Origin of the sequence: Embleya sp. NPDC008237 (genome assembly GCF_042956465.1) — a bacterium.
Lineage (GTDB): Bacteria > Actinomycetota > Actinomycetes > Streptomycetales > Streptomycetaceae > Embleya.
The window spans coordinates 129,796-152,591 of record NZ_JBIBGL010000012.1 but is presented as its reverse complement, the minus strand read 5'-3'; the positions used below and the strand labels follow the sequence as shown (position 1 = coordinate 152,591).

Here is a 22,796-nt window from a genome sequence, read left to right as displayed (position 1 = left end):
TCGCGGATCGGCCTCCCGAGTCGCCCGGGTGTGCGTGACTGCCCGAGACGTCGGGAGATTGTTACTCTCGAAGCTTCGTCCCCTCACGACCCGAGGTGTTCACACCGCGGACGGTGAGGGGGCGCTGGTATATGTGACACCTCTCCGTGCCGCCCGGGCCCGCCCCGACGGCCGGTCGGGTCGCGTGTACCTCTTTCGTACGCACCGTGTACGCAACCCCTGTCGCAGACCTACGAGGAGCACCCCGTGACCCAGACCAGCGAAAGCGTCACCTGGCTCACCCAGGAGGCGTACGACCGGCTCAAGGCCGAGCTGGAACACCTGTCGGGTCCCGCCCGTGCCGAAATCGCCGTGAAGATCGAAGAGGCCCGCCAGGAGGGCGACCTCAAGGAGAACGCGGGCTACCACGCGGCCAAGGAGGAGCAGGGCAAGCAGGAGCTGCGCATCCGCCAGCTCATCGGCCTGCTGCAGAACGCCAAGGTGGGCGAGGCCCCCGCGGACGACGGCGTGGTCGAGCCCGGCATGGTCGTCACCGTCATCTTCAACGGCGACCACGACGAGCCCACGACCTTCCTGCTCGGCTCGCGCGAGGACGCCGTGAGCGACGTGGACGTCTACTCGCCGCAGTCGCCGCTGGGCAAGGCGATCAACGGCAAGTCGGTCGGCCACAAGGCCACGTTCGCGCTGCCGAACGGCAAGAGCACCAGTGTCGAGGTCCTGGCGGCCAAGCCCTACAAGGGCTGAGCAACGACCCGAAGCGGCCCGGATCCCCCGTGACCGGGGGCCGGGCCGCTTGCGTTTTGCTCGCCGCTCGCTCGACGAACCTTGATCAGCCGGTCGCCCGGAGGTACTTGCGGACCGCGAGCGCGCGGAAGGTCACGATGATCAGAGCGGACCAGATCAGCGAGGCCCACACCGGGTGTTGCATGGGCCAGGCGTCGGACTGCACGACGCCCGGATTGCCGAACAACACTCGGGCCGCCTGCACCGTCGCGCTGAACGGGTTCCACTCGGCGATGTGCCGCACCCAGGGCGTCATCTGGCTGGAGTCCACGAAGGCGTTCGAAATGAACGTGACCGGGAACAGCCAGATGATCCCGCCCGAGGTGGCCGCCTCCGGGGTTCGTACGGACAGACCGATCAGTGCCCCGATCCAGGTGAACGCGTATCCCAGAAGAAGGAGCAGGCCGAAGCCGGCCATCACCCTTCCGGCGGTGGTCGAGTCGGCGGAACCGGTGCGCCAGCCCACGATCAGCGCGACGATCGCCAGGACGAGCATCGTGATGGCCGTCTGGACGAGGTCGGCAACGGTACGGCCGGTCAGCACGGCGCCACGCGCCATGGGAAGCGAGCGGAACCGGTCGATGAGCCCCTTCTGCATGTCGTCCGCGATGCCGGCGGCCGATCCCGCGGTGGCGAACGTGACGGTCTGCGCGAAGATGCCCGCCATCAGGAAGTTCTTGTAGACGTCCGAATCGGTGCTGCCGCCGACCTTCATCGAGCCGCCGAAGACGTACGTGAACAGCACCACGAACATCACCGGCTGAATGACCCCGAAGAGGATCATCTCCGGGATCCTGGTCATCCGAATCAGGTTCCTGCGGGCGATGACCAGGGAATCGTGGATCGAGCGCCCCACATCGCTGCGGGCCGTGGGCGTACCCACGGAGGTCTTGGTCAGCACGGCCATCACTGCTTCACCGCCTCGACACGGTCGCGTTGCGGACCGCCTTCGCTCGGATTCTCGTCATCGTCGTCGCCGCTGCCGCCGTCGCCGTTCTCGGACTCCGTGGCATGGCCGGTGAGCGCGATGAACACGTCGTCCAGGGTGGGCCGGCGCAGCCCGATGTCGTCTATCTCGATGCCCCGCGCGTCGAGTTCGCGAATGATCTCGGCGAGCAGCTTGGCGCCGCCGGTGACCGGGACGGTGATCCGCCGCTGGAGCTTGACCACGCCCAACTCGCCCTTGCCGAACGAGGTCAGCATCTCGCTCGCGTCGGCCAGCCGCGCCTGGTCGTGCACGACCACCTCGACCCGCTCGCCGCCGACCTTGGCCTTGAGCTCGTCGGCGGTGCCGCGCGCGATCACCTTGCCGTGGTCGACCACGGCGATGTCGTGCGCGAGGTGGTCGGCCTCCTCCAGGTACTGCGTGGTCAGCAGCAAGGTGGTGCCGCCCGCGACGAGTTCCTCGATCACCCGCCACAGCGCCATCCGGTTGCGCGGGTCGAGGCCAGTGGTCGGCTCGTCCATGAACATCACCGGGGGACTCACCACGAGTGCCGCGGCCAGGTCGAGCCGGCGGCGCATGCCGCCCGAATAGGTCTTGGCGGGCCGGTCGCCCGCCTCGGACAGATCGAACTGGGAGAGCAGTTCGTCGGCCCGACGCTTGGCGTCGCGACCGCTGAGCTGGTACAGCTCGCCGACCATCCGCAGGTTCTCCCGGCCGGTCAGGTACTCGTCCACGGCTGCGAACTGGCCGGACAGGCCGATCGAGCGGCGGACCGCGTCGGGATTCTTGAGCACGTCGTGACCGGCCACCACGGCTCGCCCGGAATCGGGTTCGAGCAGTGTGGTCAGCACACGTACGCATGTGGTCTTGCCTGCGCCGTTCGGTCCGAGCAGGCCCAGGACGGTGCCGGTGGGCACGCTCACGTCCACGCCGTCGAGTGCTCGGACCGAGCCGAAGGTCTTGACCAGACCTTCGGCGACGATCGCTTCCTGCATGTCGGTGGATCACTCCTCGTGCGGATGGGGCATGGGGGCGGGCCGATCGATTCAGACATCCACCATGCGCCCAACGCACCGAGCATGCGACCGCTTTTCTCCGGAAGCGTAACTCTTCGTGTCCGGTCGGCGGCGCTCCGGGAACAGCCCGTTCGTACGTCGACGGCCCCGGTTGCCTCTCGGCCGCGTCCTCCGTGGGACATGGCTTGGTCGCCCAGCCAAGCACACCGCACCGACAACCGCTCCGGTAGCCGCCCTGCCGCCCGCCTTTCGGCGGCCTCCGGGCCAGGCCCGCCGGAGACGGCCTAGCTCTTGCCGACCGTGTAACCCGCGCCGTAGAGCGCTTCGACCACGGCCGCGCAGTGGCTGCGGCCCTTGGTCTCCAATTGCAGGTCCACGTCCGCCTCGCCGACCCGCAGCGTCGCGTCGGTGCGCACGTGCGAGACCGCCGCGATGTTGGCGTCGGTCTCCGCCAACCGCCCCAGCAGGGTGGCCAGCGCGCCCGGGCTGTCGGGAATGCGCACGCGCAGCGACAGGTAACGCCCGGCCGAGGCCAGACCGTGCCGGAGCACCCGAAGCATCAGCAGCGGGTCCACGTTGCCGCCGGACAGCACCGCCACCACCGGCCCCTCGATCGGCTCACCGGTCTCCAGCAGCGCCGCCACCGACGCGGCGCCGGCGGGCTCGACCACCAGCTTGGCCCGCTCCATGCACAACAGCAGGGCCTGCGACAGGGACTCCTCGCCGACCGTGCGGATGCCGTCGGCGTGCTCGCGGATCAGCGCGAACGGGACCTCGCCGGGCCGGCCGACCGCGATTCCGTCGGCCATCGTGCCGAACGAGGGCAGCGACACCGGTGCACCGGCGGCGAGCGAGGGCGGGTACGCGGCGGCGGACGCCGCCTGCACGCCGATCACCTTGACGTCGGGCCGAATCGCCTTGACCGCGACCGCGATTCCGGCCAGCAGGCCACCACCGCCGGTGCCCACCAGGATGGTCTTGACCTCGGGGCACTGCTCCAGGATCTCCAGGCCGACGGTGCCCTGGCCGGCCACCACGTCGCGGTGGTCGAACGGGTGGATGAACACCGCCCCGGTCTCGTCCGCGTACGCGCGCGCGGCGGCGAGCGCGTGCTCGACGTTGTCGCCACCCAGGATCACCTCGGCGCCGTACGAGCGGGTCGCGGCCACCTTGGGCAGCGGCGCACCGGCCGGCATGAACACCGTGGACGCGACGCCCAGGGTGCGGGCCGCGAGCGCGACCCCCTGGGCGTGGTTGCCGGCGCTCGCCGCGACCACGCCCCGGGCGCGCTCGGCCTCGGACAGACCCGCGATCCGCACGTACGCGCCGCGAATCTTGAAGGACCCGGTGCGCTGGAGGTTCTCGCACTTGAGATGGACCGGCGTGCCGACGCGGTCGGTCAGCGCCCGACACGACCTGATCGGTGTCTCCCGAACGACGCTTTCCAGCATCTTTCGCGCGATCCGGATGTCGTGCAGGGTCACCGTGGCCGGGGCAGGGCTGCTCATACGCCGAGTGTCGCACCAACCGCCCGTGCGGATATGCCGGGTCTCCCACCGCCCCGGGAGTCCCGAGAGTTGCCCGCCCGCCCCGGGGTTCAGGAACCGGCCGGGTTGCGGCTCTGTCGACGCTCCATCGAGGCGTTGAACCGGGTGAGCAACTCGGTGAACCGCTCGCGGTCGTCCAGGCTCCACCCGGCACAGATCTCCGCCATCAGGCGCTGCCGGGCGTGCCGGACCTGGTGCAGCCGATCCCGGCCCTCGGCGGAGAGTTCGAGCAGCACGGCGCGGCCGTCGTCGGGATTGGGCACCCGATCCACCAGGCCCTGTTCGACCAACGGGGTGACCTGCCGGGTCACCGTGGACGAGTCGATCGTCATCGCCTGCGCGAGTGCCTTGACGCCCATCGGCCCGCCCGTTTCGAGCCGACCGAGCAGCAGGTAGGCCGCACGGTCCATGGAGTTGCGCAGTTCGCCGACGGCACCGAGCCGGGTCTGCTCGGCACGGCGCGCGAACAACGCCACCTCGTGCTGCAGGCGGTCGTAGAGCGGGTCGGCAGAGCCGGTGGGGTCGTCATGGGCCTGGTCCGGTGTCATCGCCGCTCGTTCGTCGATCGGATGTGGTGCTCCGAAGGATATTGCGCGGACCGGGATCGGCGGGCCCGACCGGTCGATTCCACCCCGCTTCGGGGGTCGCACGTTTTACCGTGACGGCAACGGAGGGTGGTGCCGTGGTGGCCGGTCGGTGCGGTACGCCGAGGGTGACAAGTGGCAAGGGGCGACATGTCGCGATACGCGACTACCCGAACAGGTGTGGGGCAGCAACACAGAGAGCGGCGACGGCAACGGGCCGGCCCCAGGGCATCCGCTCGGCAGACCTGCGGGAGGGACCGTGCACAGGCGCGATGCTCGCGAGTTCGATCTCTTCGTCCACACCGTCGGCACACAACTCCTGCAGGCCGCCGACCTGCTCACCGGCGACCGACAACGTGCCGAGCGCCGGGTCGAGCGGGCCCTGGCGCAGGCGTGCGTGCGCTGGAGCAGGTCGCCCGGCCAGGATCCGGTCCGCACCGCGTGGCGTGCGCTGATGACCGGATACCTGGACCCGTGGCGGCCGGGCCCACGCGGCCGGCGGGGCGAACCTCCGGGCGGGGACGAGCCGTTCGCCACCCTGGACCGACTCGGCCGGGTCGAGCGGGCCGCCGTGGTGCTGCGGCTGTACGCCCGCTTGGACGAGTACGACGCGGCCGAGGCGCTGGGGTTGCCGATCGAGACGGTGGCCGGTGCGTGGCGGCGCGGGATGGCCGAGGTGCTGGCCGGCGACGCGTTCTCGCCCGCGGAGCCGCGGCCGGTCCCGAGCGCGGGATCCATCCGATGAGCGTGACGGCGCCGACGCCCGGGGCGGCGGAACCGGAGGAGATACCCGAGCCGCCGGAGTTCCCCTATCGGCCACTGCCGGCGAACCTGGCCCGGCGGGTACGCCGGCGGGCGTACCTGCACCGACTGCGGCACGTGCTCGGCTCGGGCCTGCTGGCCGGCGCGGTGATCGGCGGGGTGTGGCTGGCCACGCCCGCGACCGGTGGCGGAGGCGGGCTGCCACCGGCACCGTCGGACCCGACACCGCTGTGGCCGATCGAGAACATCGAGCCGCCTCGGCCGCGCACCGACGTCGGGCTCGGCGGTTCGGCGTGGATCGGCTACGCGGGTCCCGAGCACTCTTCGTCGTGGTGTCTGGGCAGCGCTGCCGAGCCGAGCGAGTCGACCGAGTCGAGCGCACCGACCTGCCGCTTCCTGCCGGCCCCCGGCAGGCTGGACACCGCGACCCTGGACCCGGGCGTGTACGCGCCGACCGGGCAGCGCCTGGTGGTCGCGATCCTGGTCGGCCAGAGCATGCCCGCCCCGGCGGTACGCGGCGAACTGCGCGAGGCGACGGGCGCCCGACAGATGCGCCTGGACCGCCCGCCCGGCCTGCCCGGCGTCGCCTACCTGTGGGCCTTCAGCACCGAGACCCCGGTCTCGATCACCGTCTTCGACGAGGCGGGCAACCTGGTGACGGCGTGCTCGCCGTGCACGGGGACGACCCGTTAGGTCCTGTGGGGGCGGGCGGCGCGGCCCGTCGGAATCGGCCGGGCCGGGCCCGGAGGCGGCCTTCGGTTGCTGCGGCTCGCGTCGAGCGCCGGACGAGCCGCTCTCGGCCCGGCCGGCGTCCGCGGACACCGGCCGGGCCGGTCCGGCGCCGGCTTCGAGGACCTCAGGCCAGCGCCTGTTCCAGGTCCGCCAGCAGGTCGTCGGCGGACTCGATGCCCACGGACAGCCGGACCAGGTCGCCGGGCACCTCCAGCGGCGAGCCGGCCGCCGACGCGTGGGTCATCCGGCCCGGGTGCTCGATCAGCGACTCGACGCCGCCGAGCGACTCGCCCAGGATGAACAACTCGGTCCGGTTGCACACCTGTACGGCGGCCTCCTCGCCACCGTTCACCCGGAACGACACCATGCCGCCGAAGGCCTTCATCTGCTTGACCGCGACGTCGTGCCCCGCGTGCCCGGGCAGCCCGGGATACAGCACCTCGCTCACCCGCCGGTGCCGGGACAGCAGGTCCACGACCCGCTCGGCGTTCGCGCAGTGCCGGTCCATCCGGACCCCGAGGGTCTTCAGACCGCGCAGCGTCAGCCACGCGTCGAACGGCGCGGGCACCGCGCCCATCGCGTTCTGGTGGAACACCAACTCGGCGGCCAGCGCGGCATCGTCGACCACGAGCGCGCCGCCGATGACGTCGGAGTGCCCGCCCATGTACTTCGTCGTCGAGTGCACGACGACGTCGGCGCCCAGGGTGAGCGGCTGCTGGAGGTAGGGCGAGGCGAACGTGTTGTCCACCACCAGGAGCGCGCCCGCGTCGTGCGCGACGCTCGCCAGCGCGGCGATGTCCGCGACGCCGAGCAGCGGGTTGCTCGGCGTCTCGCACCACACGAGCCGGGTCACGCCCGGCCGGATCGCGGCACGTACCGCGTCGAGGTCGCCGGCGTGCGCGGGGGTGTACTCGATGCCCCACCGGGAGGCGACCTTCGCGAACAGTCGGAAGGTGCCGCCGTAGGCGTCGTCCGGGATCACCGCGTGGTCGCCGGGTGCGCACAGGGAGCGCAGCAGGCAGTCCTCGGCGGCCAGGCCGGACGCGAAGGTCAGTGCCCTGGTGCCGTCCTCCAGGGCCGCGATGCACTCCTCCAGCGCGGTACGGGTCGGGTTGCCGGAGCGGCTGTACTCGTAGCCGCCGCGCAGCCCGCCGACGCCGTCCTGCTTGTACGTGGACACCTGGTAGATCGGCGGAACCACGGCCCCGGTCAGCGGGTCGGGTTCCTGCCCGGCATGGATCGCCAGAGTCTCAAAGCCGTGCGATTGGGTCATGACCGAAACGTTAGTCGCCCGAGCGGGCGGGCGCTCACGCGTCGCGGGCGGGACGCGCGTCGGGCCCGGCCGACCTGCGGCCCGCCGGCTCCGCACGGGCGCACGGGCCGGACAGCACCTTCGGCGCGGCTACTTCCGCACCAGCCGGTCCAGCATCAGGCGGGCCGCCTGGGTGGTGCGGTCGCGTACCTCGGACAGGCGAGCGGCGTCGGGGGCGCTGAAGTAGGAGGACATCACGACGGTGTCCTTGCGCACCGTCACCACGACGTACGGGTACGGTTCGCCGCCGTCCTTGGGGTACATCAGGCCCTCTTCGGCGAAGGCCTCGTCCGCCTCGGCGAAGGTGGGCTGCGCGGCGCCGGGGGTGTCCTTGGCCCGGGTGCCGTCCGGGTAGGTGCGGGTCGGGCAGCGGTCCTTGACCTGGTGCGCGTTCCGTGCCTGATCGCGCGCGCCGCGCACGTCCTTGTGCACGAGCACGGCGGTGCTGCCGCTGGGGAGCACCGTGGCCTGCGCGCCGCCCGGCAGTTGCACCTGGCGCACCCACTGGCCGACGAGGCTCGCCGGCAGCGGCACGGTCCGCTGCGTGCAGTCGGCGGCGTAGTCCGTGAAGGTCTCGCCCGCGAACTCGTAGGTGCTCTGCCTGACGAAGCCGGTCCCCCAGTCCTCCGGGGTGAGGGCGAGCGACGCGGCCAGGGTCTGGGCCTGCTCCGGGGTCCGGCTCGGCGGCGGCGAATCGGCGGTCGGGCGGCCGGCCGTGGCGGTCGGGCCGGGGCCCTTGGCCACCGGGGCGGCGCCGGTGGGTACCGCCTTCGGGTCGATCGCGAACGGATCGTCGCCACCGTCGGCACAGCCCGCGAGCAGCAGGATGCCGAGCACCGGACCGATCGCGCGAGCCGCCGTTCCGCCTTTGCCGTACATGCCGATGACCCCCCGTGAGCGTGAAGCCCCATGGTAATCAGCGTGGTGGCACCGCGATCGATCCGGGCGCCGGGTCAGCGCAGTTGCATCCGAGTGCGCACCACCATCTTGGCGAGCGCGTCGATGGCCTGGTCCTTGGCCGACTCGAAGGTCTTGTCGCCCCGGTCCACCACCGCGGCGGTGAGCACCATCTGGCCTTGCCGAGCCGTCACCCACACGTACTGGAACGGCGGCCCGCCACCCCTGCCGAACCACTGGGCGCGCGCCACGTGCACCTCGTCGATGCCCGGCACGGTGAGGTCGAAGACCTGGATGTTGTTCAACTTCTCGTTCCCGGCGAGCACCTGGTTCGGGCAGCGCCGCCCGTCGGCGATGCCGATCCGCATGTCGGTCTGCGCCGCGGCGGTGCTGGAGTACACGGTCGCGGAGGACGTCGCGAGCGTCTTGCTGAGGTTGTCCGCGCTGGGTTGGCCGTCCGGGATGTACACGTAGCGCGCCAGCGTCGCGAGGGCGCCCGGCACGGTGCCCTGGACCACCTGCTTGCAGTCGGTGCCGGTGATCACCCGATCGAGGGCGCCGTACTCGTAGTTGAGCTCCTGGGGGACGTAGGTCGGGCCCCAGTCCTTGGGCACCAGCGCGACCGCCGAGACCAGCGTCTTGGCCTGTGCGGTGGTGAGCGGGACATCGGCGCGCGTGGTCGTGGTGGGTGGCGGCGCAGCGCTGGTCACCGGCGGCTCGGCGGTGACCCGGTCCGGCGACGGCGGCGGAGGCGGCTCGGTGGACTGATCCCGACTCGCGCTCGCGGTGGGCGAATCGGTCGCCCCCAGACCGAACGGGCCGCCCTTGGACGAGCCGCCCTGACACCCGACCACGAGCGAGCCGCTCACGATCAGGGCCGCCCCGGCCGCCACCACTCGCATCATGGAATGCCCCCCGATTCCGCACCCGTCGCCTCGACCACCATTGAAGCCGGTGCCACACGCTCACGGGCACGAACGCGCGTACTGCGGGGCCTGTTTCGGCCCCGCCCGCACCCTCCGCCCGAGCCCGCTTCCGGCCCTGACCGGTGTCTACGCGGGTTCCGTGTGAGTTTCATGGGAAGTCCCAACGGCGGGCGACACCTCGTGGGGCCTGCGGACCGCTTTGCGCGATCCACGCTGTTTGCCGTGGTGCTGTCGGCAGGCGGCGATCCGAATGCGGTCGTCCGCGATCTTGTGGAGAAGGCGGCGCGGGTCGGACGAACCCCTCCCCCGCGCCTCGATCAGCCTTCCGGAATGACATGATTTGCTCGTCTTCGGGAGGTGGGATCTTGTTCGGCGGCTCCGGCGGCTCCAGCCGCTTCGGCGGCTCCGGCGGCTCCAGCCGCTTCGGCGGCTCCGGTGACTCGAGCGCGCCCGGCCGGCGGGCCGAGCCCGTGCAGCGACTGTTGTTCGGCGGCGTATACGGGACGGTGCTGGCCAGTGCGATGGCCGCTGCCCTCGCGCAGGACAGCGGGGCGCCCAATCCCGGCTACGACGCGGTGTGGGTGCTGCTGGCGGCGCTGGCGTCGGCCGCGGCGCACGGCTACGCGCATGCCATCGCGCACCGCACCGCCGACCCGACCACGGTCGCCGCGAGCACCGCACGGTCCGTGCTGACCGAGTGGCCGCTGGTGGCCGCGGTGTTGCCGACGGTGGCGGCCCTGCTCGGCGCGCACGCGAGATGGTGGGGCGAGGAGTCCGCGATCGAGGTGGTGCTGCTCCTGAACACGGCCACCCTGTTCGGCTGGGGCCTGTCGGCGGCCCGAGTGGCCGGACGAGGCTGGGCCGCGGCCTGCCGGGTCGGCGGCGTGGACATGCTGCTCGGCCTGTTCATCGTGGGCGCCAACACCCTGAGCAAGTAGCCCCGCCCCCACGAGCGAAACCCGACCGAGTGAACCACTCGACTTTCCGCCGACGAACCGATTCATGGCGTCAACGCTGTGACCGGGCGCCGTGACTGGCAGGAGATCCGCTCGCGGCGGATGGCGGAGCCGGTGCCGAGGAGGCCTACGCGGCGGCTCGAATCGCCTTCGAGTCGGGGCGCGGCGTGCGGGGGATGCGTGAACGGCACGGGCTCACGCAGGCCGTCCTTGCCGAAGCGGCCGGGGTGACGCAGTCGGCGGTGGCACGCTTCGAGGCGGGTGGGACCGTGCCCACCATCCAGGTTCCGGAGCGCTTGGCGAAGGCGCTGGATGCCGAGTTGATCATGCGCTTGGCGCCGCATACGGCTGCCTGAGGGCGTTCGGAGTCGGCCCCGGATGTGGGTCGTGATGGTTCCGAGTCTTGTCGTGGGGCAGGTGCTGTGCCATATATGTCTAGACCAATTGCTCTCGGTGGAGAGAGGCATTGTGGCGCGACGGATGGCTTGGATCGGCTTGTCGGGGTTGGCCGTTGCGTTGGTGCTGGCGGGGTGTTCCGAGGACACGCGGGACACCACGGCACCGGCCGTGCCCGGTGAGGTCAGTGCGCTCGCGTCGAGTTCGGTGTCGGTGCACGTGATGTGGCGTGCCGACCCGGACGTCGCGGTGTTCGAGGTGTATCGCGGGGACGCGAAGGTGCTGGACGTGACCGGCGGACGGCACATGGTCGACGTCGGCGGCCTGGCCCCGGGGACCGCGTACTCGTTCTCGGTGCGGGCGCGGGACCGAGCCGGGAACGTGTCGCCGGCGAGCGCTTCGGTGCCGGCCACGACGTTGTCCGTGGCCCAGGGCGAGCGGGTGCCCCCGACCGCGCCGCGCAACGTGCGCGGGCAGGCCCGGGGGGCCGGCGGCGCGACGCTTGCCTGGGAGGCCGCCACGGACGACGTGGGGGTGAGCGCCTACGACATCTGGCAGGGCGGCGTGCGGGTGCACAGCGTCGCCGGGGGGCTGACCACGGCGGTGGTCGGCAGCCTGCGACCGGGCACCGAATACAGCTTCACCGTCACCGCCCGCGACGCCGCGGACAACAAGTCGCCGGAGAGCAACGCGGTGACCGTGGTCACCGAGCAGGGCACCGGGGACGGTCGCGACACCGCGCCGACCGACCTGCGGGCGGTGCCCCGGATCGCGGTGGACGGCACCTACGTCGACCTGACCTGGACACCGCCGGACGTCGACGGGACCGTCGCGAGCTACGAGGTGTACCTGGACGGGAAGTTCCTGACCACGGTGATGTGGGGCGTGGCGCCGCCGCCCGGGACGGCGCAGTACAGCCTTCCGCTGGGCGATCGCCCGCCGGCCGGGCATGTGCTGAAGATTCGCGGCCAGTTGCCGGACGGCAAGTGGGGCGCCTTCTCCGCCGACCTGACCCTGACGGACGCGCCCGCAGGTCCGGATCCGGCGACGCCGGCGCCGACCGGACCGGGCGGCTCCTGAGAACAGGGCGCGGAGCCGGCCCGGGCGCGGGGAGGGCGTCAGCGCGAGCGGGCCGCGCGGGTCGCCCGCGTCGCGCGAGTGGACCTGGTGGAGCCCGTCGGGTTCTCCGGGACGGTCGGCATCGCCGAGCGCGGGGCGCGCGCCGCTCGACCGCTCGGCTTGGCGACCGGGCCGATCTCGCGGGTCAGCCACAGGCAGATGACGTTGACGACGTAGTTGAGCTCGGCCTTGTCCAGCGGCCGGCCCTTGGGGATGGCGTGCAACTCTTCGAGGCAGCCTCGGCAGCACGTGCCGGTGGCGTGCTGGGCGACGAAGACCGGATGGCCGCGATACGGGGTCTGCCGGCCTTCCTTGCTGGGCTTCGCGGGACCCAGGCGACGCGCGACCAGGTCGTAGGCGTACCAGCGCACGCCGGATTCGCCCAGCGTCAGGGCGACCGTGCGCTCCCGCCCGGGCAGGTGGAACTTGGCGCGGGACGGGAGCTTGCCGATCGCGTCCAGGCGGGCGTCGAGCGGCTCGGGCCTGGCGCCCTTGGAGGTCTTGGTTGTCATATCGCCTCCAACGGTAACCCGTCCGGCTCAGCCCAGGTACTTGTGGAAGATCGTGCTGGACCGAAGCACGCCCGACGGGTCCGCGGCATAGGACGGGATGGCGCCCGACTCGATCCAGCCGGCGCTCTTGTACAGATGCTCCGCGCCGCCGCCGGTCGGGGTGTCCAGGGTGAGCAGGCTGCGGCCCGCCGCTGCCGCGAACTGCTCCGCCGTGGACAGGAGTTCGCGGGCGAGTCCGTTTCCTCGGGCGCGCCGGTGGACGATCAGCCCGGACACCGAGGCACGATGCCGGCTGTCCGGCATGCCGGCGAATCGGAGCCGGATCGTCCCGGTGACGCCCTCGTGGTCCGAGGTCGCCCACATCACGGTGCGATTGCTGCGTATCTCGATCCCCTGGGCCGCCCACCACTCGGCTGCCGCGTCGATCGGCAGCGGCGCGAGAAAGCCGACCCCGGCCCCGTCCTCGACCGCGTCCACGAGCAGCGCGGCCAAGCCGGGGGTGTACGTGACGAGGTCGATCGCGGAAAGCCGGACGGGCGTTGTCATACAACCATTCTCGCGCGCATCCCCCGATGCCCGAACCTTCGGCGTGCGGCCCCGGACGTCGTTGCGCAGCTCGGTGAAGCGCAGGGTGCCTCCGAGTTCCGCTCCCGGCCGCCCGCGGGCCGACGCCGCACCGTCGAACGCCGAGCGGCGCGGCCCGGTGCAGGGGCCGCGCCGCTCGGTGGTGGGCTCGGGGGACAGGTCAGGTCAGGGCCGGTTCGCGGTGGGTCGGGGTGGGGGCGGGCGCCGCGTCCGGCTGGGCGGACATGTGCTCCCGGGCCCGCTTGGGCAGCAGGAAGCCCAGGGCGAAGGCCACCGCCGTCAGCCCGAGGGCCAGCAGCGTCGTGCGCTCGACCGCGTCGACCGAGGAGCGGGTGTGCGTGTCGGCGCCCGCCTCGGCCACCGCCGCGGCGGAGGCCGGCGTGACCGGGATGCTCGTGCAGCTCGCCGGGAGCCGGTCCGGATCGGTCGCGTTCTCCCGGTCGTCCACGCAGGCCCGCAGCCCGGCCACGATCGCGTCCTGCGTACTCACCGGAACACCCGCCGCGGTCAGCTCCGTGCGCAGCTTCGGTGCCGCGTTCTCGTCGAAGTTGTGGGTGGCCTGGGCGCCGATCACGCCGAAGAACACCGTGCCCAGGACCGCGATGCCCAGCGACGCGCCGAGCTGCTGGAGGGATTCGAGCGCCCCGGACGCCGAGCCGACCTCGTGGTCCTCGACCTCGCCCATGATGATGTCGAAGACCGGTACGAAGATCATCCCCATGCCGAGGCCGAACAGCGCCAGCGGCGCGAGCAGGTCACCGGTGCCGATGCCCACCCCGGCGTCCGCGAAGACCAGGTACATCCAGGCGATGCCCGCCGCCATCACGCTCAGCCCGATGTGCAGGATGCGCCGGCCCAGCTTGCCCATCACCGCGCCGCTGAGGCCGGACCCGACGAACGCGCCGAGCGCCCACGCGCCCATCGTCAGGCTCGCCCGGGTCGGGCTGTAGCCCAGGCCGAGCTGGAGGAACAGGCCGACCGCCATCGAGATCCCGACGATCGCGCCGAAGAACACCATCACGAACCCGACGCCCGAGGCGTACGACCGGCGCCGGAACACGCCGAGCCTGATCAGCGGCACCCGCCCCGCCGCCTCGCGCCGCAGCTGGTACACCGCGAACCCGGCCAGCACCGGCAGCGACGCCGCGCACTCGACCAACGACCAGGTGGGCCAACCCAGTTCGCGTCCCTGGACGAGCGGGTGCACGAGCATGAAGGTACCGACCCCGGCGAGCGCCATGCCCAGCACGTCGAGCCGGCCGCCGGCCTCGCTCGGCGGCGCCTGCGGCAACATCCGGCCGCCGATCAGCAGCGCGAACGCACCCAGCGGAACGTTGATCAGGAAGATCATCCGCCACCCGGTGCCGAACACGTCACCGTCCACGAGCACACCCGCGACGATCGGCCCCAGCACCGTGGACAACCCGATCGCCGGGCCGAACACCGCGAACGCCTTGCCGATCTCGGCCGGCGGGAACAGGTCCCGGATCAGGCCGAACGTCTGCGGGATCATCAGCGCGCCCAACAACCCCTGGAGCACCCGCGCCACGATCAGCGTCTCCGGCGACCAGGCGACCGCACAGGCCACCGAGAGCACCACGAAGCCGACCACGCCGACCATCAGCATGAACTTGCGGCCGTACATGTCGCCGAGCCGCGCGCCGGTGAGCAGGCCCACCGCGAGAGCGAGCGTGTAGCCGGCCGCGATCCACTGGAGACTGGCATAACTGCCGCCCAGATCCCGACGGATCGCGGGCGCCGCGACGCCCACCACGCTGGAGTCGAGCAGGTTCATCAAGGTGGCGGCCAGCACCGCCAGAAGTCCGAGCCAGCGCTGCTTGGGGCCTACGGAGGACTGGGAGATCGGGGTTGCGAGGGTCTTCTCGCCGCTGTTTTCCACGTCTCCCAAGCTAGGGGTCAATCAGGCAGCATCCGTTCCTGTTTCAGCCGGGAGCCGGCAGACTTCGGCGCATGTTGGAAACCTCCGCGCGACTGTTGCGCATGCTCTCGCTCATGCAGACGCGGCCCGACTGGACCGGCCCCGAACTCGCCGAACGACTCGGCGTCAGCGGGCGCACGGTCCGCTACGACATCGAGCGGCTGCGCAGCCTGGGCTATCCGGTGCACGCGCGGCGCGGCGTGGTCGGCGGCTATCGGCTCGGCGCCGGCAAGGCGCTGCCGCCGCTGCTGCTGGACGACGAGGAGGCGGTCAGCATCGTGGTCGGCCTGCGGATCGCCGCCGGCAGCGTCGTGGACGGCATGGACGAGGCGATGCTGCGCGCGCTCACCAAGCTCGACCAGGTGCTTCCGTCCCGACTGCACCGCCGGGTCAAGGCATTGCAGAAGTACACCGTCCCGGTCCGCCAGACCGGTCCGGCCGTGGACATGGACGTGATGACCGTACTGGCCGGCGCCTGCCGCGACCACGAGCAGTTGCGCTTTCGGTACAGCTCGCACGAGGGCAAGGAGACCTCGCGGGTGGTCGAGCCGTACCGGCTGGTGCACCGGATGGGTCGCTGGTACCTGGTCGCGTGGGACATCAAGCGGGAGGACTGGCGCACCTTCCGGATGGACCGGATCACCCCGCGCCCGCCGCACGGCCCCCGCTTCACGCCGCGCGAACTGCCCGCCGACGGGGACGTGGCGGCCTTCGTGAACCAGGGCGTGGAGAGCGCGCGTGGACAGGTCCGGGCCCGGGTGCTGGTGCGCGCGCCGATCGCCTCGGTGGCCGACCGGGTCCCGCCGGCCTTCGGCTCGTTCGCGGTGGTCGACGACGACACCTGCGTGTTCGAGACCGGTGCGTCCAGTATCGAGAACCTGGCCGTCTACATCAGCCTGCTGGACGCCGACTTCGAGGTCGAGGACCCGCCCGAACTGGTCGCCTACATCCGACGGTTGGCCCACCGCTACACCGGCGCGACCCCGAGCGCCGACGCGGCCGACGCGTTCGACGCGGCCGACGCCGGGCCTTCCGGTCCCACCGCACCCACCGGGTCGGTCGGGCCCGTCGGGCCCGCGGGCGCGGAAGCCGCGACCGCCGCCCTCACGCACTGACACACGACGGCGCCCCCGACCCCTTCGGCACGAGGGGATCGGGGGCGCCGGTCGAGCGGGAGCGTCAGACCGAGACCGGTTCGCGCTCCGCCGTCTTCTGGAGCGGGACGTGCGGCGTGGCCGGCTCGTCGGGGGCTTCCAGATCACGCGGGTTGTTGTACATCTCCAGGTCCAGCGTCTTCTCCCGAGCGGAGACCAGGATCGGCACCACGACCTGCCCGGCCACGTTCGTGGCGGTCCTCATCATGTCCAGGATCGGGTCGATCGCCAGGAGCAGTGCGACGCCTGCCAGCGGGAGGTTCACCGTGCTGAGCGTGAGGGTCAGCATGATGATCGCGCCGGTGAGACCGGCGGTGGCCGCCGAACCGATCACCGAGACGAAGGCGATCAACAGGTATTCCTTGATGCCCAGGTTCACCCCGTAGACCTCGGCCACGAAGATCGCGGCGATCGCCGGGTAGATCGCGGCGCAACCGTCCATCTTCGTGGTGGCGCCGAACGGCACCGCGAACGAGGCGTAGTCCTTCGGGACGCCGAGGCGCTCGGTGACCTTCTGGGTGACCGGCATCGTGCCGACCGAGGAGCGCGAGACGAAGGCGAGCTGGATGGCCGGCCACGCGCCCTTGAAGTAGTTCAGCGGGTTGACCTTGCCGACCAGCGCGAGCAGCAGCGGGTAGACCACGAACATCACCAGCGCGCAACCGATGTAGATGTCGGCGGTGAACGTGCCCAACGGCTTGATCAGGTCCCAGCCGTAGGTGGCGACCGAGGTGCCGATCAGGCCCAGCGTGCCCAGCGGGGACAGCTTGATCACCCACCACAGCGCCTTCTGGATGATCTCCAGGACCAGTTCGGCGCCCTTGACCAGCGGCTCGGCCTTGGCGCCGACCGACAGGATCGCGGAGCCGAGCACGACCGCCAGGAAGACGATCTGCAGGACCTTGACCTCGGAGAACGCGGTGACGATGTTGGTCGGGATGATGCCGGTGAGGAAGTCGAGCCAGTCACCGTTGGTCTTCGGCGCCTTGCCCGGGTCGGCCGGCAGCTTGAAGCCGTCGCCCGGGTTGGTGACCAGGCCGATGGTGAGGCCGATCGCGACCGCGATCAGCGACGTGATCAGGAACCACATCAGCGTGCGTGCGGCCAGCCGGGCGGCGTTGTTGACGTTGCGCAGGTTGACGACGCTGACCAGGATCGCGGTGAACACCAGCGGCGGTACGGCCAGCTTGAGCAGCTGGACGAAGATCGTGCCGATCTGGTCGAGCGTCTCGGTCAGCCACGAAACGCTGTACTCCTTGGCGATGAAGCCGAGGACCACGCCGAGCACGAGGCCGGCGGCTATCTGGGCCCAGAAGGGGGTTTTCCTCAGGGACTTGAGTGAATCCACAGCAGACAAGGCAGGGCTCCTGAACGGGCACCGTGGGGACGGGGGTGGCGGTACGGAGCGGCCGCCGACCTGCGCATCAATAGGCACACGAGTGCCCGCAGGAAGGACTACGAGGAAGCGTTACTTCGCGCAGAACGGCCGCAGATGGCCGGCGTGCGGGCGGCCGGGGCGACGAGCGTGAAGGCGTCAGCCCGGCAGGGGCACGGCGGCGGTCAGCCGCGACACAGCGCGGTGGCGCAACGGCCCAGGTCGACATGACGACGGGACACGAGCGGGAAACCCACCGCCGCGTGCGTCATCTGCGTGTCGCCTGCACCAATCATGGGAGCGAGGATAGCCACACTAAACCGATAAACGCAAAGAATTACGGAACGGACACCGACGGACACCCAAGGACACCGCCGGCCACACCTCGCTTAAGCGCTCAAGACGCTTCCCCGGCACCCGACCGGCCGCGCATTCCCCCGAGATCCGGGAGGTCTTGCGCGGAGCCCACGAGACACACGCGGCCGAATCGGCCGACAAGGCCGACGAGCCCCCGAGGCCCGAACGGCTCAGGAGGCTTCCTTGGCGATCCGGACCGGCGCCACGGCCTCGTCCTCGGCGCGGTTGTCCTCGGCGATCCGCTGCTTCGCCCGCTGCATGCGCTCGTACAGCGCCTCGGACATCGCGTCCCGCTCCGCGTTCAGGAACCGGTAGCTGATCAATGCCGATCCGGCCGCCGCGATGGCGATCGCGATGAACACGTTCCCGCGGCCGTTCAGGTCGAAGAGCCCGAACACGACCATGACCACGGCGAACAAAGCGGCGAAGATGCCGAGCCGATAGAGCGAGTAACGCAGCGCGGGATTCGACATGGTCACCTTCGGTTCCCCTAGCCAGAGCGGTACGAGTGGCGGCGGACGCGAGTCGAGCCGTCCCCTCCAGTCAAGCATCCCGTATTCGGAACGCGGAGCCGGGCCCCGCCTCGCAGCCCGGCCGGCCCGATCCGGGTCCAGGCCACCGGCCGCGCCACGAGCCGGCTCACGGGCCGAGCCCGTTGATCCCGTCCAGGATCATGTTCTCCCAGTAGCTGCCCGGCTCGGCCCACGCGAGCGGATCCACCGAGGACAGCAGGTCGACCACGATCGACTCCCACACGTCGTGGATGCCGATTCCGAACCGCTCGCCCTGTCGGTGCATCCGTCCGATCACCCACATGGTGAAGGCGAGCGCGGACAGGTCGGTGTTGAGCGTGTCCATCTCCGGCTCGTCGGCACCGGTGTACCAGCGCCGGACCACACCGGTGCGGCCGTCCACGAGCAGGTCGCCGTCCTCGCTGACATAGCCGAGCACGACCAGGTGCTCCGCGTCCGCCGGCGGCTCCGGTTCGTCGTCCCAGTCCGCCCGGCGCTCGGCGATCAACTCGGCCAGGGTCGGCAGCGGCTTGTCGTCGCTGCGCATGTCCAGGTACGCCCACGCGTCGATCAGCCCGATGTCGAGCAGGAAGCGCCGGGTCGGCTCGTGCGTGATCGCGGCGGGCAACTGGCGTTCCTCGTAGCCGGAGAACTCGTTCTCGTACACCAGATCGAGCATCGCGGGAGTGATCCGCACCGCCAGGCCCTCGCCCGGCACCGCCGCCCGGCGCAGTTGCCACAGCGCGAAGGACGTGTGCCAGAACGAGTGCCCGGGATCCAGTTCGGGTTCGGTCTCGCCGAGCAGATCGATCAGCTCCTCGCCGGTGCGCACCGGGCCGCGGCCGGTGCGGATCGCCTCCACCAGGCCGGCGTTGCGCACCAGGGTGGACACGTCCGTCGAGATCGGCGCCGGGTCGCCGAACCGCTCCTCGCCGAAGATCCGACCGGTCGCGCCGTCCAGCAGCACCGCCCGGGCCGAGGTGCGCGGCGAGCCGTACGTGCCGAGCACGATCAGGCCGTCCCGGATGCCGCCCGGATCGAATCGGATCAGCGCGGCCTCGCGCGGCAGGCCCACCTCGGCCAGGAACCGCCGGGTGGGCTCGTGCCCGATCCCGGGCAGGTCGTGGCGGACCACCTCGCCGAACCACTCCTCGGCGTCCTGCGCGGTGATCGCGATCCGCAACGTGTCAGGCATACGGCAACCCTCCCGCCTCGGGCCGATCGGGTTCGACCGGGCCGGGTCGGAGTTTCGTCGGCCGCGGCGTGGCGCGCCGGGCCGGGCCGGGTCAGAGCTTCATCGGCTGCGGCGTGTCGCGCCGGGCCGGGTCCGGGCCCTCGTACTCGCGCAGCGTCTCGTAGCGGGTGTTGCGCTCGACCGGGCGGAAGCCCGCGTCCCGGATGAGGTCGAGCAGGTCGTCGCGGGTCATCTTGTTCGGCGTGCCGAAGTCGTCCGCGTCGTGGGTGATCTTGTACTCGACGACCGAGCCGTCCAGGTCGTCCGCGCCGTGGTTGAGCGCGAGTTGCGCGGTGGCCAGGCCGTGCATGACCCAGAAGCACTTCACGTGCGGGACGTTGTCGAACATCAGCCGGGAGACCGCGAACACCTTGAGCGCCTCGGCGCCGGTGGCCATGTTGGTCCGGGCCTGGAGCCGGTTGCGGACGATGCCGTCCTTGCTGTCGTGGAAGTCGTGCTGGTAGCGCAGCGGGATGAAGACCTGGAAGCCGCCGGTCTCGTCCTGGAGTTCACGCAGTCGGATGACGTGGTCGACCCGGTGCCGGGGCTCCTCGATGTGGCCGTAGAGCATCGTGCACGGGGTCTTGAGGCCCTTGGAGTGCGCGAGCCGGTGGATCCGCGACCAGTCCTCCCAGTGCGTGTCGTGGTCGACGATGTGCTGCCGGACCTCCCAGTCGAAGATCTCCGCACCGCCGCCGGTGAGCGACTCCAGGCCCGCGTCCATCAGCTCGTCGAGGATGTCCGAGGCGGACAGGCCGGAGATCTTCTCGAACCAGTGGATCTCGGTCGCGGTGAACGCCTTGAGCGCGACGTTCGGCAGCACCTCCTTGAGCGCGCTGAGCGACCGGGGGTAGTAGCGCCACGGCAGGGTCGGGTGCAGGCCGTTGACGATGTGCAGTTCGGTGATCCCGTCCGGCTCCATCTCCTTGGCGAGCCGCACGGCCTCCTCGATGCGCATCGTGTACGCGTCCTTCTCGCCCGGCTTGCGCTGGAACGAGCAGTAGGCACAGGACGCGTTGCACACGTTCGTCATGTTGAGGTGGCGGTTGACGTTGAAGTGGACCTTGTCGCCGTTCTTCACCGTCCGCACGTGGTGCGCGAGTCCGCCGAGCCACGCCAGGTCGTCGCTCGCGTAGAGCGCGATGCCGTCTTCACGGCTCAGTCGCTCCCCGGCGAAAACCTTGTCCTCGATCTCCCTGCGCAGGCCCGCGTCCATGTGTCGGCACTCCCTCTAGGTCTTCACGATTGCCGCTGCACGGCTGCTACGAGGTTACGCCCGGGTCACCGGGCGCTCGCTCAGGCCATCACCTCGGCGTACAGCGCCGGGTCGACGTTGCCGCCGCTGACCACGGCGACGTGCTCGCGGCCGGCGGGCAGCGCGTCCTTGCGGAAGAGGTAGGCCGCGGTGGCCACCGCACCGGCGGGCTCGGCGACCAGGCGGGCGCGCCGGGCCAGAAAGCGCATCGCCTCGCGGATCTGCTCCTCGGTCACCGTGACGATGTCGTCCACGTACGCCTGGATGTGGGCGAACGGCAGCACCCCCACCGAGGTGGTGCGCAGGCCGTCGGCGATGGTGCGGTAGGTGTCGGCGGTGGACCACGTGGTGCGCACGCCGGTACGGAAGGACTCGGCCGCGTCGGCGGCCAGTTCCGGCTCGACGCCGATCACCGCGGTGTGCGGGCTGCTCAGCTTGACCGCGGCGGCGATGCCGGAGATCAGGCCGCCACCGCTGACCGGGACCAACACGGTGTCCACGGTGGGCAGGTCCTCGACGATCTCCAGGCCGGCGGTGCCCTGGCCGGCGATGATCCGCGCGTCGTCGTAGGGCGGCACGAGCGCGTAGCCGTGCTCGGCGGCCAGTTCGCCGGCCGCGGTGTCGCGCCGGTCCGGCGTGACGATGACCACCTCGGCGCCCAGCGCGCGGGTGGCCTCGATCTTGACTCGCGGGGTGGTGTCCGGCATCACGATCACCGCCTTGGCGCCGAACAGGCGGGCCGCGTAGGCCACCGCCTGCGCGTGGTTGCCACTGGAGTGTGCGGCGACCCCGCGCGAGCGTTCGGCGTCGGTCAGGGCCGCGATCGCGTTGTACGCGCCGCGGATCTTGAACGCGCCGATCGGCTGGAGACTCTCCGGCTTGAGCCACAGCGGGCGGTCGTCGTCACCGTGCAGGGACGGCAGCAGCGGGGTCGTATCGCCGTGCCCGCGATCCGCTTCCGTGCGGCCTCCAGGTCTTGGAGCGTCACCAGGTTCGTCATGCCTGCCACCTTATGAGGGGCCGCCGGCGGACCGGCAACCCTTTCGGACCCGGGCGTGCCTACTCGGTGGGTTCGGGCAGTTCGGCCGCGCGGTACTCCCACTTGGTGGAGAGCACCACGGTGGTGCGGGTGCGGGCCACGCCGCGGGTGCCGGACAGGCGCCGGACCACGTTCTCCAGGCCCTCCATGTCCGAGACCCGGACCTTGAGCATGAACGAGTCGTCGCCGGCGATGAACCAACAGTCCTCGATCTCGTCGAGGTCGCGCAGCCGGCGGCTGACGTCGTCGTGATCGGCCGCGTCGGAGAGCTGGATCCCGATCAGCGCGGTCACCCCGAGGCCGAGCGAGACCGGGTCGACGGAGGCTCGGTAACCGGTGATCACGCCGGCCTGTTCGAGCCGGTTGATGCGATCGGTGACGCTCGGGCCGGACAGGCCGACGAGTCGGCCCAGCTCGGCGTACGAGGCCCGCCCGTTGCCGCGCAGCGCCTGGATCAGCTTGCGGTCGACGGCATCCATGTCCGTTTCCTCCAGGTAATCGATGGTGTCCACCGGGGGGCCACCGGGGGTCTTTGACATGACGAAGGTGCAAACCCACGTGGGGCCTGTAATTCATTGGACGATTTTGATTCTAGCCCTTAGAATCAAAGGCATCGGGAGCTACAAGCCTCCGATGACGACTCGTGGGGAGACAACACCGTGTACACCCTGGAGATGGCCCGCGCACACATGCAGGAACTGCATGCCATTGCGGAACGCTCACGTGCCACCCAGCCGTCGAACACGCTCAAGCGTGTGAAGCGACTGGTCGGCCGCCGCAAGTCCGGGCGCTGATCGCTCGGCAGATCCGGCAAGACCGCCAAGGCTCCCGTCACCACGGGGGCCTTTTTGGTCTGTC

Annotated in this window: 24 protein-coding genes; 8 read left to right on the top strand and 16 right to left on the bottom strand. The window is 71.0% G+C overall.

Annotated elements, in window-relative coordinates; translation table 11 throughout:
• Positions 1-246 precede the first annotated feature (246 nt).
• Positions 247-744: a transcription elongation factor GreA gene (gene greA / locus ACFZBU_RS29400; RefSeq protein ID WP_391586695.1), complete on the top strand. Its 498-nt coding sequence runs from the start codon at positions 247-249 to the stop codon at positions 742-744.
• An 85-nt stretch (positions 745-829) separates the two neighbouring features.
• Here the strand turns inward: greA and ACFZBU_RS29395 are convergent, their stop codons facing one another.
• The 4 genes from ACFZBU_RS29395 to ACFZBU_RS29380 form a co-directional block, all read right to left on the bottom strand.
• Positions 830-1,690 carry an ABC transporter permease gene (locus ACFZBU_RS29395; RefSeq protein WP_391586694.1) on the bottom strand — a complete coding sequence of 287 codons (861 nt, stop codon included), beginning with the start codon at positions 1,688-1,690 and terminating at the stop codon, positions 830-832.
• Positions 1,690-2,724, bottom strand: coding sequence for an ATP-binding cassette domain-containing protein (locus ACFZBU_RS29390; RefSeq protein ID WP_391586693.1), 1,035 nt, complete (start codon positions 2,722-2,724; stop codon positions 1,690-1,692). Before ACFZBU_RS29390 ends, ACFZBU_RS29395 begins: the two co-directional genes overlap by 1 nt.
• 305 nt (positions 2,725-3,029) lie before the next feature.
• The gene (gene ilvA, locus ACFZBU_RS29385; RefSeq protein ID WP_391586692.1) at positions 3,030-4,253 is read right to left on the bottom strand and encodes a threonine ammonia-lyase; all 1,224 of its coding nucleotides are present in this window, start codon (positions 4,251-4,253) and stop codon (positions 3,030-3,032) included.
• Between the two features lie 89 nt (positions 4,254-4,342).
• On the bottom strand, positions 4,343-4,840 hold the full coding sequence (locus ACFZBU_RS29380; protein ID WP_020556525.1) for a MarR family winged helix-turn-helix transcriptional regulator: 498 nt from the start codon (positions 4,838-4,840) through the stop codon (positions 4,343-4,345).
• Between the two features lie 295 nt (positions 4,841-5,135).
• On the opposite strand from ACFZBU_RS29380, the gene ACFZBU_RS29375 reads away from it, so the two are divergent.
• Both ACFZBU_RS29375 and ACFZBU_RS29370 read left to right on the top strand, forming a co-directional pair.
• Positions 5,136-5,621, top strand: coding sequence for an RNA polymerase subunit sigma-70 (locus ACFZBU_RS29375; protein WP_391586691.1), 486 nt, complete (start codon positions 5,136-5,138; stop codon positions 5,619-5,621).
• The gene (locus ACFZBU_RS29370) at positions 5,618-6,331 is read left to right on the top strand and encodes a hypothetical protein (protein ID WP_391586690.1); all 714 of its coding nucleotides are present in this window, start codon (positions 5,618-5,620) and stop codon (positions 6,329-6,331) included. The genes ACFZBU_RS29375 and ACFZBU_RS29370 overlap by 4 nt, the downstream gene beginning before the upstream one ends.
• A gap of 163 nt (positions 6,332-6,494) precedes the next feature.
• Here ACFZBU_RS29370 and ACFZBU_RS29365 read toward each other — a convergent pair whose 3' ends face one another.
• The 3 genes from ACFZBU_RS29365 to ACFZBU_RS29355 form a co-directional block, all read right to left on the bottom strand.
• Positions 6,495-7,643: a cystathionine gamma-synthase gene (locus ACFZBU_RS29365; protein ID WP_391586689.1), complete on the bottom strand. Its 1,149-nt coding sequence runs from the start codon at positions 7,641-7,643 to the stop codon at positions 6,495-6,497.
• A 129-nt stretch (positions 7,644-7,772) separates the two neighbouring features.
• Positions 7,773-8,561: a hypothetical protein gene (locus tag ACFZBU_RS29360; protein ID WP_391586688.1), complete on the bottom strand. Its 789-nt coding sequence runs from the start codon at positions 8,559-8,561 to the stop codon at positions 7,773-7,775.
• 74 nt (positions 8,562-8,635) lie between these two features.
• Complete coding sequence (locus ACFZBU_RS29355) at positions 8,636-9,484, bottom strand: hypothetical protein (RefSeq protein ID WP_391586687.1); 849 nt, start codon at positions 9,482-9,484, stop codon at positions 8,636-8,638.
• A gap of 491 nt (positions 9,485-9,975) precedes the next feature.
• Between ACFZBU_RS29355 and ACFZBU_RS29350 the strand changes: the two genes are divergently transcribed.
• The 3 genes from ACFZBU_RS29350 to ACFZBU_RS29340 all read left to right on the top strand — a co-directional run bounded on the left by ACFZBU_RS29350 (position 9,976) and on the right by ACFZBU_RS29340 (position 11,937).
• Entirely contained in the window at positions 9,976-10,443 is a 468-nt protein-coding gene (locus ACFZBU_RS29350; protein WP_391586873.1) for a hypothetical protein, read from the top strand.
• A gap of 185 nt (positions 10,444-10,628) precedes the next feature.
• Complete coding sequence (locus ACFZBU_RS29345; protein ID WP_391586686.1) at positions 10,629-10,817, top strand: multiprotein-bridging factor 1 family protein; 189 nt, start codon at positions 10,629-10,631, stop codon at positions 10,815-10,817.
• Between the two features lie 124 nt (positions 10,818-10,941).
• Positions 10,942-11,937: a fibronectin type III domain-containing protein gene (locus ACFZBU_RS29340; protein ID WP_391586685.1), complete on the top strand. Its 996-nt coding sequence runs from the start codon at positions 10,942-10,944 to the stop codon at positions 11,935-11,937.
• A 38-nt stretch (positions 11,938-11,975) separates the two neighbouring features.
• On the opposite strand, the gene ACFZBU_RS29335 is transcribed toward ACFZBU_RS29340, so the two are convergent.
• From ACFZBU_RS29335 to ACFZBU_RS29325, 3 genes are all read right to left on the bottom strand, one after another.
• A complete protein-coding gene (locus tag ACFZBU_RS29335) occupies positions 11,976-12,488 on the bottom strand; it encodes a DUF4186 domain-containing protein (RefSeq protein WP_391586684.1) in 513 nt (170 codons plus the stop codon).
• 27 nt (positions 12,489-12,515) lie between these two features.
• Entirely contained in the window at positions 12,516-13,034 is a 519-nt protein-coding gene (locus tag ACFZBU_RS29330) for a GNAT family N-acetyltransferase (protein WP_391586683.1), read from the bottom strand.
• A 199-nt stretch (positions 13,035-13,233) separates the two neighbouring features.
• Positions 13,234-14,973, bottom strand: coding sequence for an MFS transporter (locus ACFZBU_RS29325; protein ID WP_391586682.1), 1,740 nt, complete (start codon positions 14,971-14,973; stop codon positions 13,234-13,236).
• A gap of 71 nt (positions 14,974-15,044) precedes the next feature.
• Here ACFZBU_RS29325 and ACFZBU_RS29320 point away from each other — a divergent pair, with 71 nt between their 5' ends.
• A complete protein-coding gene (locus ACFZBU_RS29320) occupies positions 15,045-16,127 on the top strand; it encodes a helix-turn-helix transcriptional regulator (RefSeq protein ID WP_391586681.1) in 1,083 nt (360 codons plus the stop codon).
• A gap of 64 nt (positions 16,128-16,191) precedes the next feature.
• Here the strand turns inward: ACFZBU_RS29320 and ACFZBU_RS29315 are convergent, their stop codons facing one another.
• The 6 genes from ACFZBU_RS29315 to ACFZBU_RS29290 all read right to left on the bottom strand — a co-directional run bounded on the left by ACFZBU_RS29315 (position 16,192) and on the right by ACFZBU_RS29290 (position 22,417).
• Entirely contained in the window at positions 16,192-17,523 is a 1,332-nt protein-coding gene (locus tag ACFZBU_RS29315; protein WP_391586680.1) for a dicarboxylate/amino acid:cation symporter, read from the bottom strand.
• Positions 17,524-18,068: 545 nt separating this feature from the next.
• Positions 18,069-18,371 carry a DUF4229 domain-containing protein gene (locus tag ACFZBU_RS29310; protein ID WP_391586872.1) on the bottom strand — a complete coding sequence of 101 codons (303 nt, stop codon included), beginning with the start codon at positions 18,369-18,371 and terminating at the stop codon, positions 18,069-18,071.
• Between the two features lie 166 nt (positions 18,372-18,537).
• Positions 18,538-19,605: an SUKH-4 family immunity protein gene (locus tag ACFZBU_RS29305; RefSeq protein ID WP_391586679.1), complete on the bottom strand. Its 1,068-nt coding sequence runs from the start codon at positions 19,603-19,605 to the stop codon at positions 18,538-18,540.
• 91 nt (positions 19,606-19,696) lie between these two features.
• Positions 19,697-20,860: an aminofutalosine synthase MqnE gene (gene mqnE, locus ACFZBU_RS29300; protein ID WP_391586678.1), complete on the bottom strand. Its 1,164-nt coding sequence runs from the start codon at positions 20,858-20,860 to the stop codon at positions 19,697-19,699.
• An 80-nt stretch (positions 20,861-20,940) separates the two neighbouring features.
• On the bottom strand, positions 20,941-21,789 hold the full coding sequence (locus ACFZBU_RS29295) for a threonine/serine dehydratase (protein ID WP_391586871.1): 849 nt from the start codon (positions 21,787-21,789) through the stop codon (positions 20,941-20,943).
• 169 nt (positions 21,790-21,958) lie between these two features.
• Positions 21,959-22,417 carry an Lrp/AsnC family transcriptional regulator gene (locus ACFZBU_RS29290; RefSeq protein WP_026219445.1) on the bottom strand — a complete coding sequence of 153 codons (459 nt, stop codon included), beginning with the start codon at positions 22,415-22,417 and terminating at the stop codon, positions 21,959-21,961.
• Positions 22,418-22,597: 180 nt separating this feature from the next.
• On the opposite strand from ACFZBU_RS29290, the gene ACFZBU_RS29285 reads away from it, so the two are divergent.
• The gene (locus tag ACFZBU_RS29285) at positions 22,598-22,732 is read left to right on the top strand and encodes a hypothetical protein (protein ID WP_020556503.1); all 135 of its coding nucleotides are present in this window, start codon (positions 22,598-22,600) and stop codon (positions 22,730-22,732) included.
• The last annotated feature ends 64 nt before the right edge of the window (positions 22,733-22,796 follow it).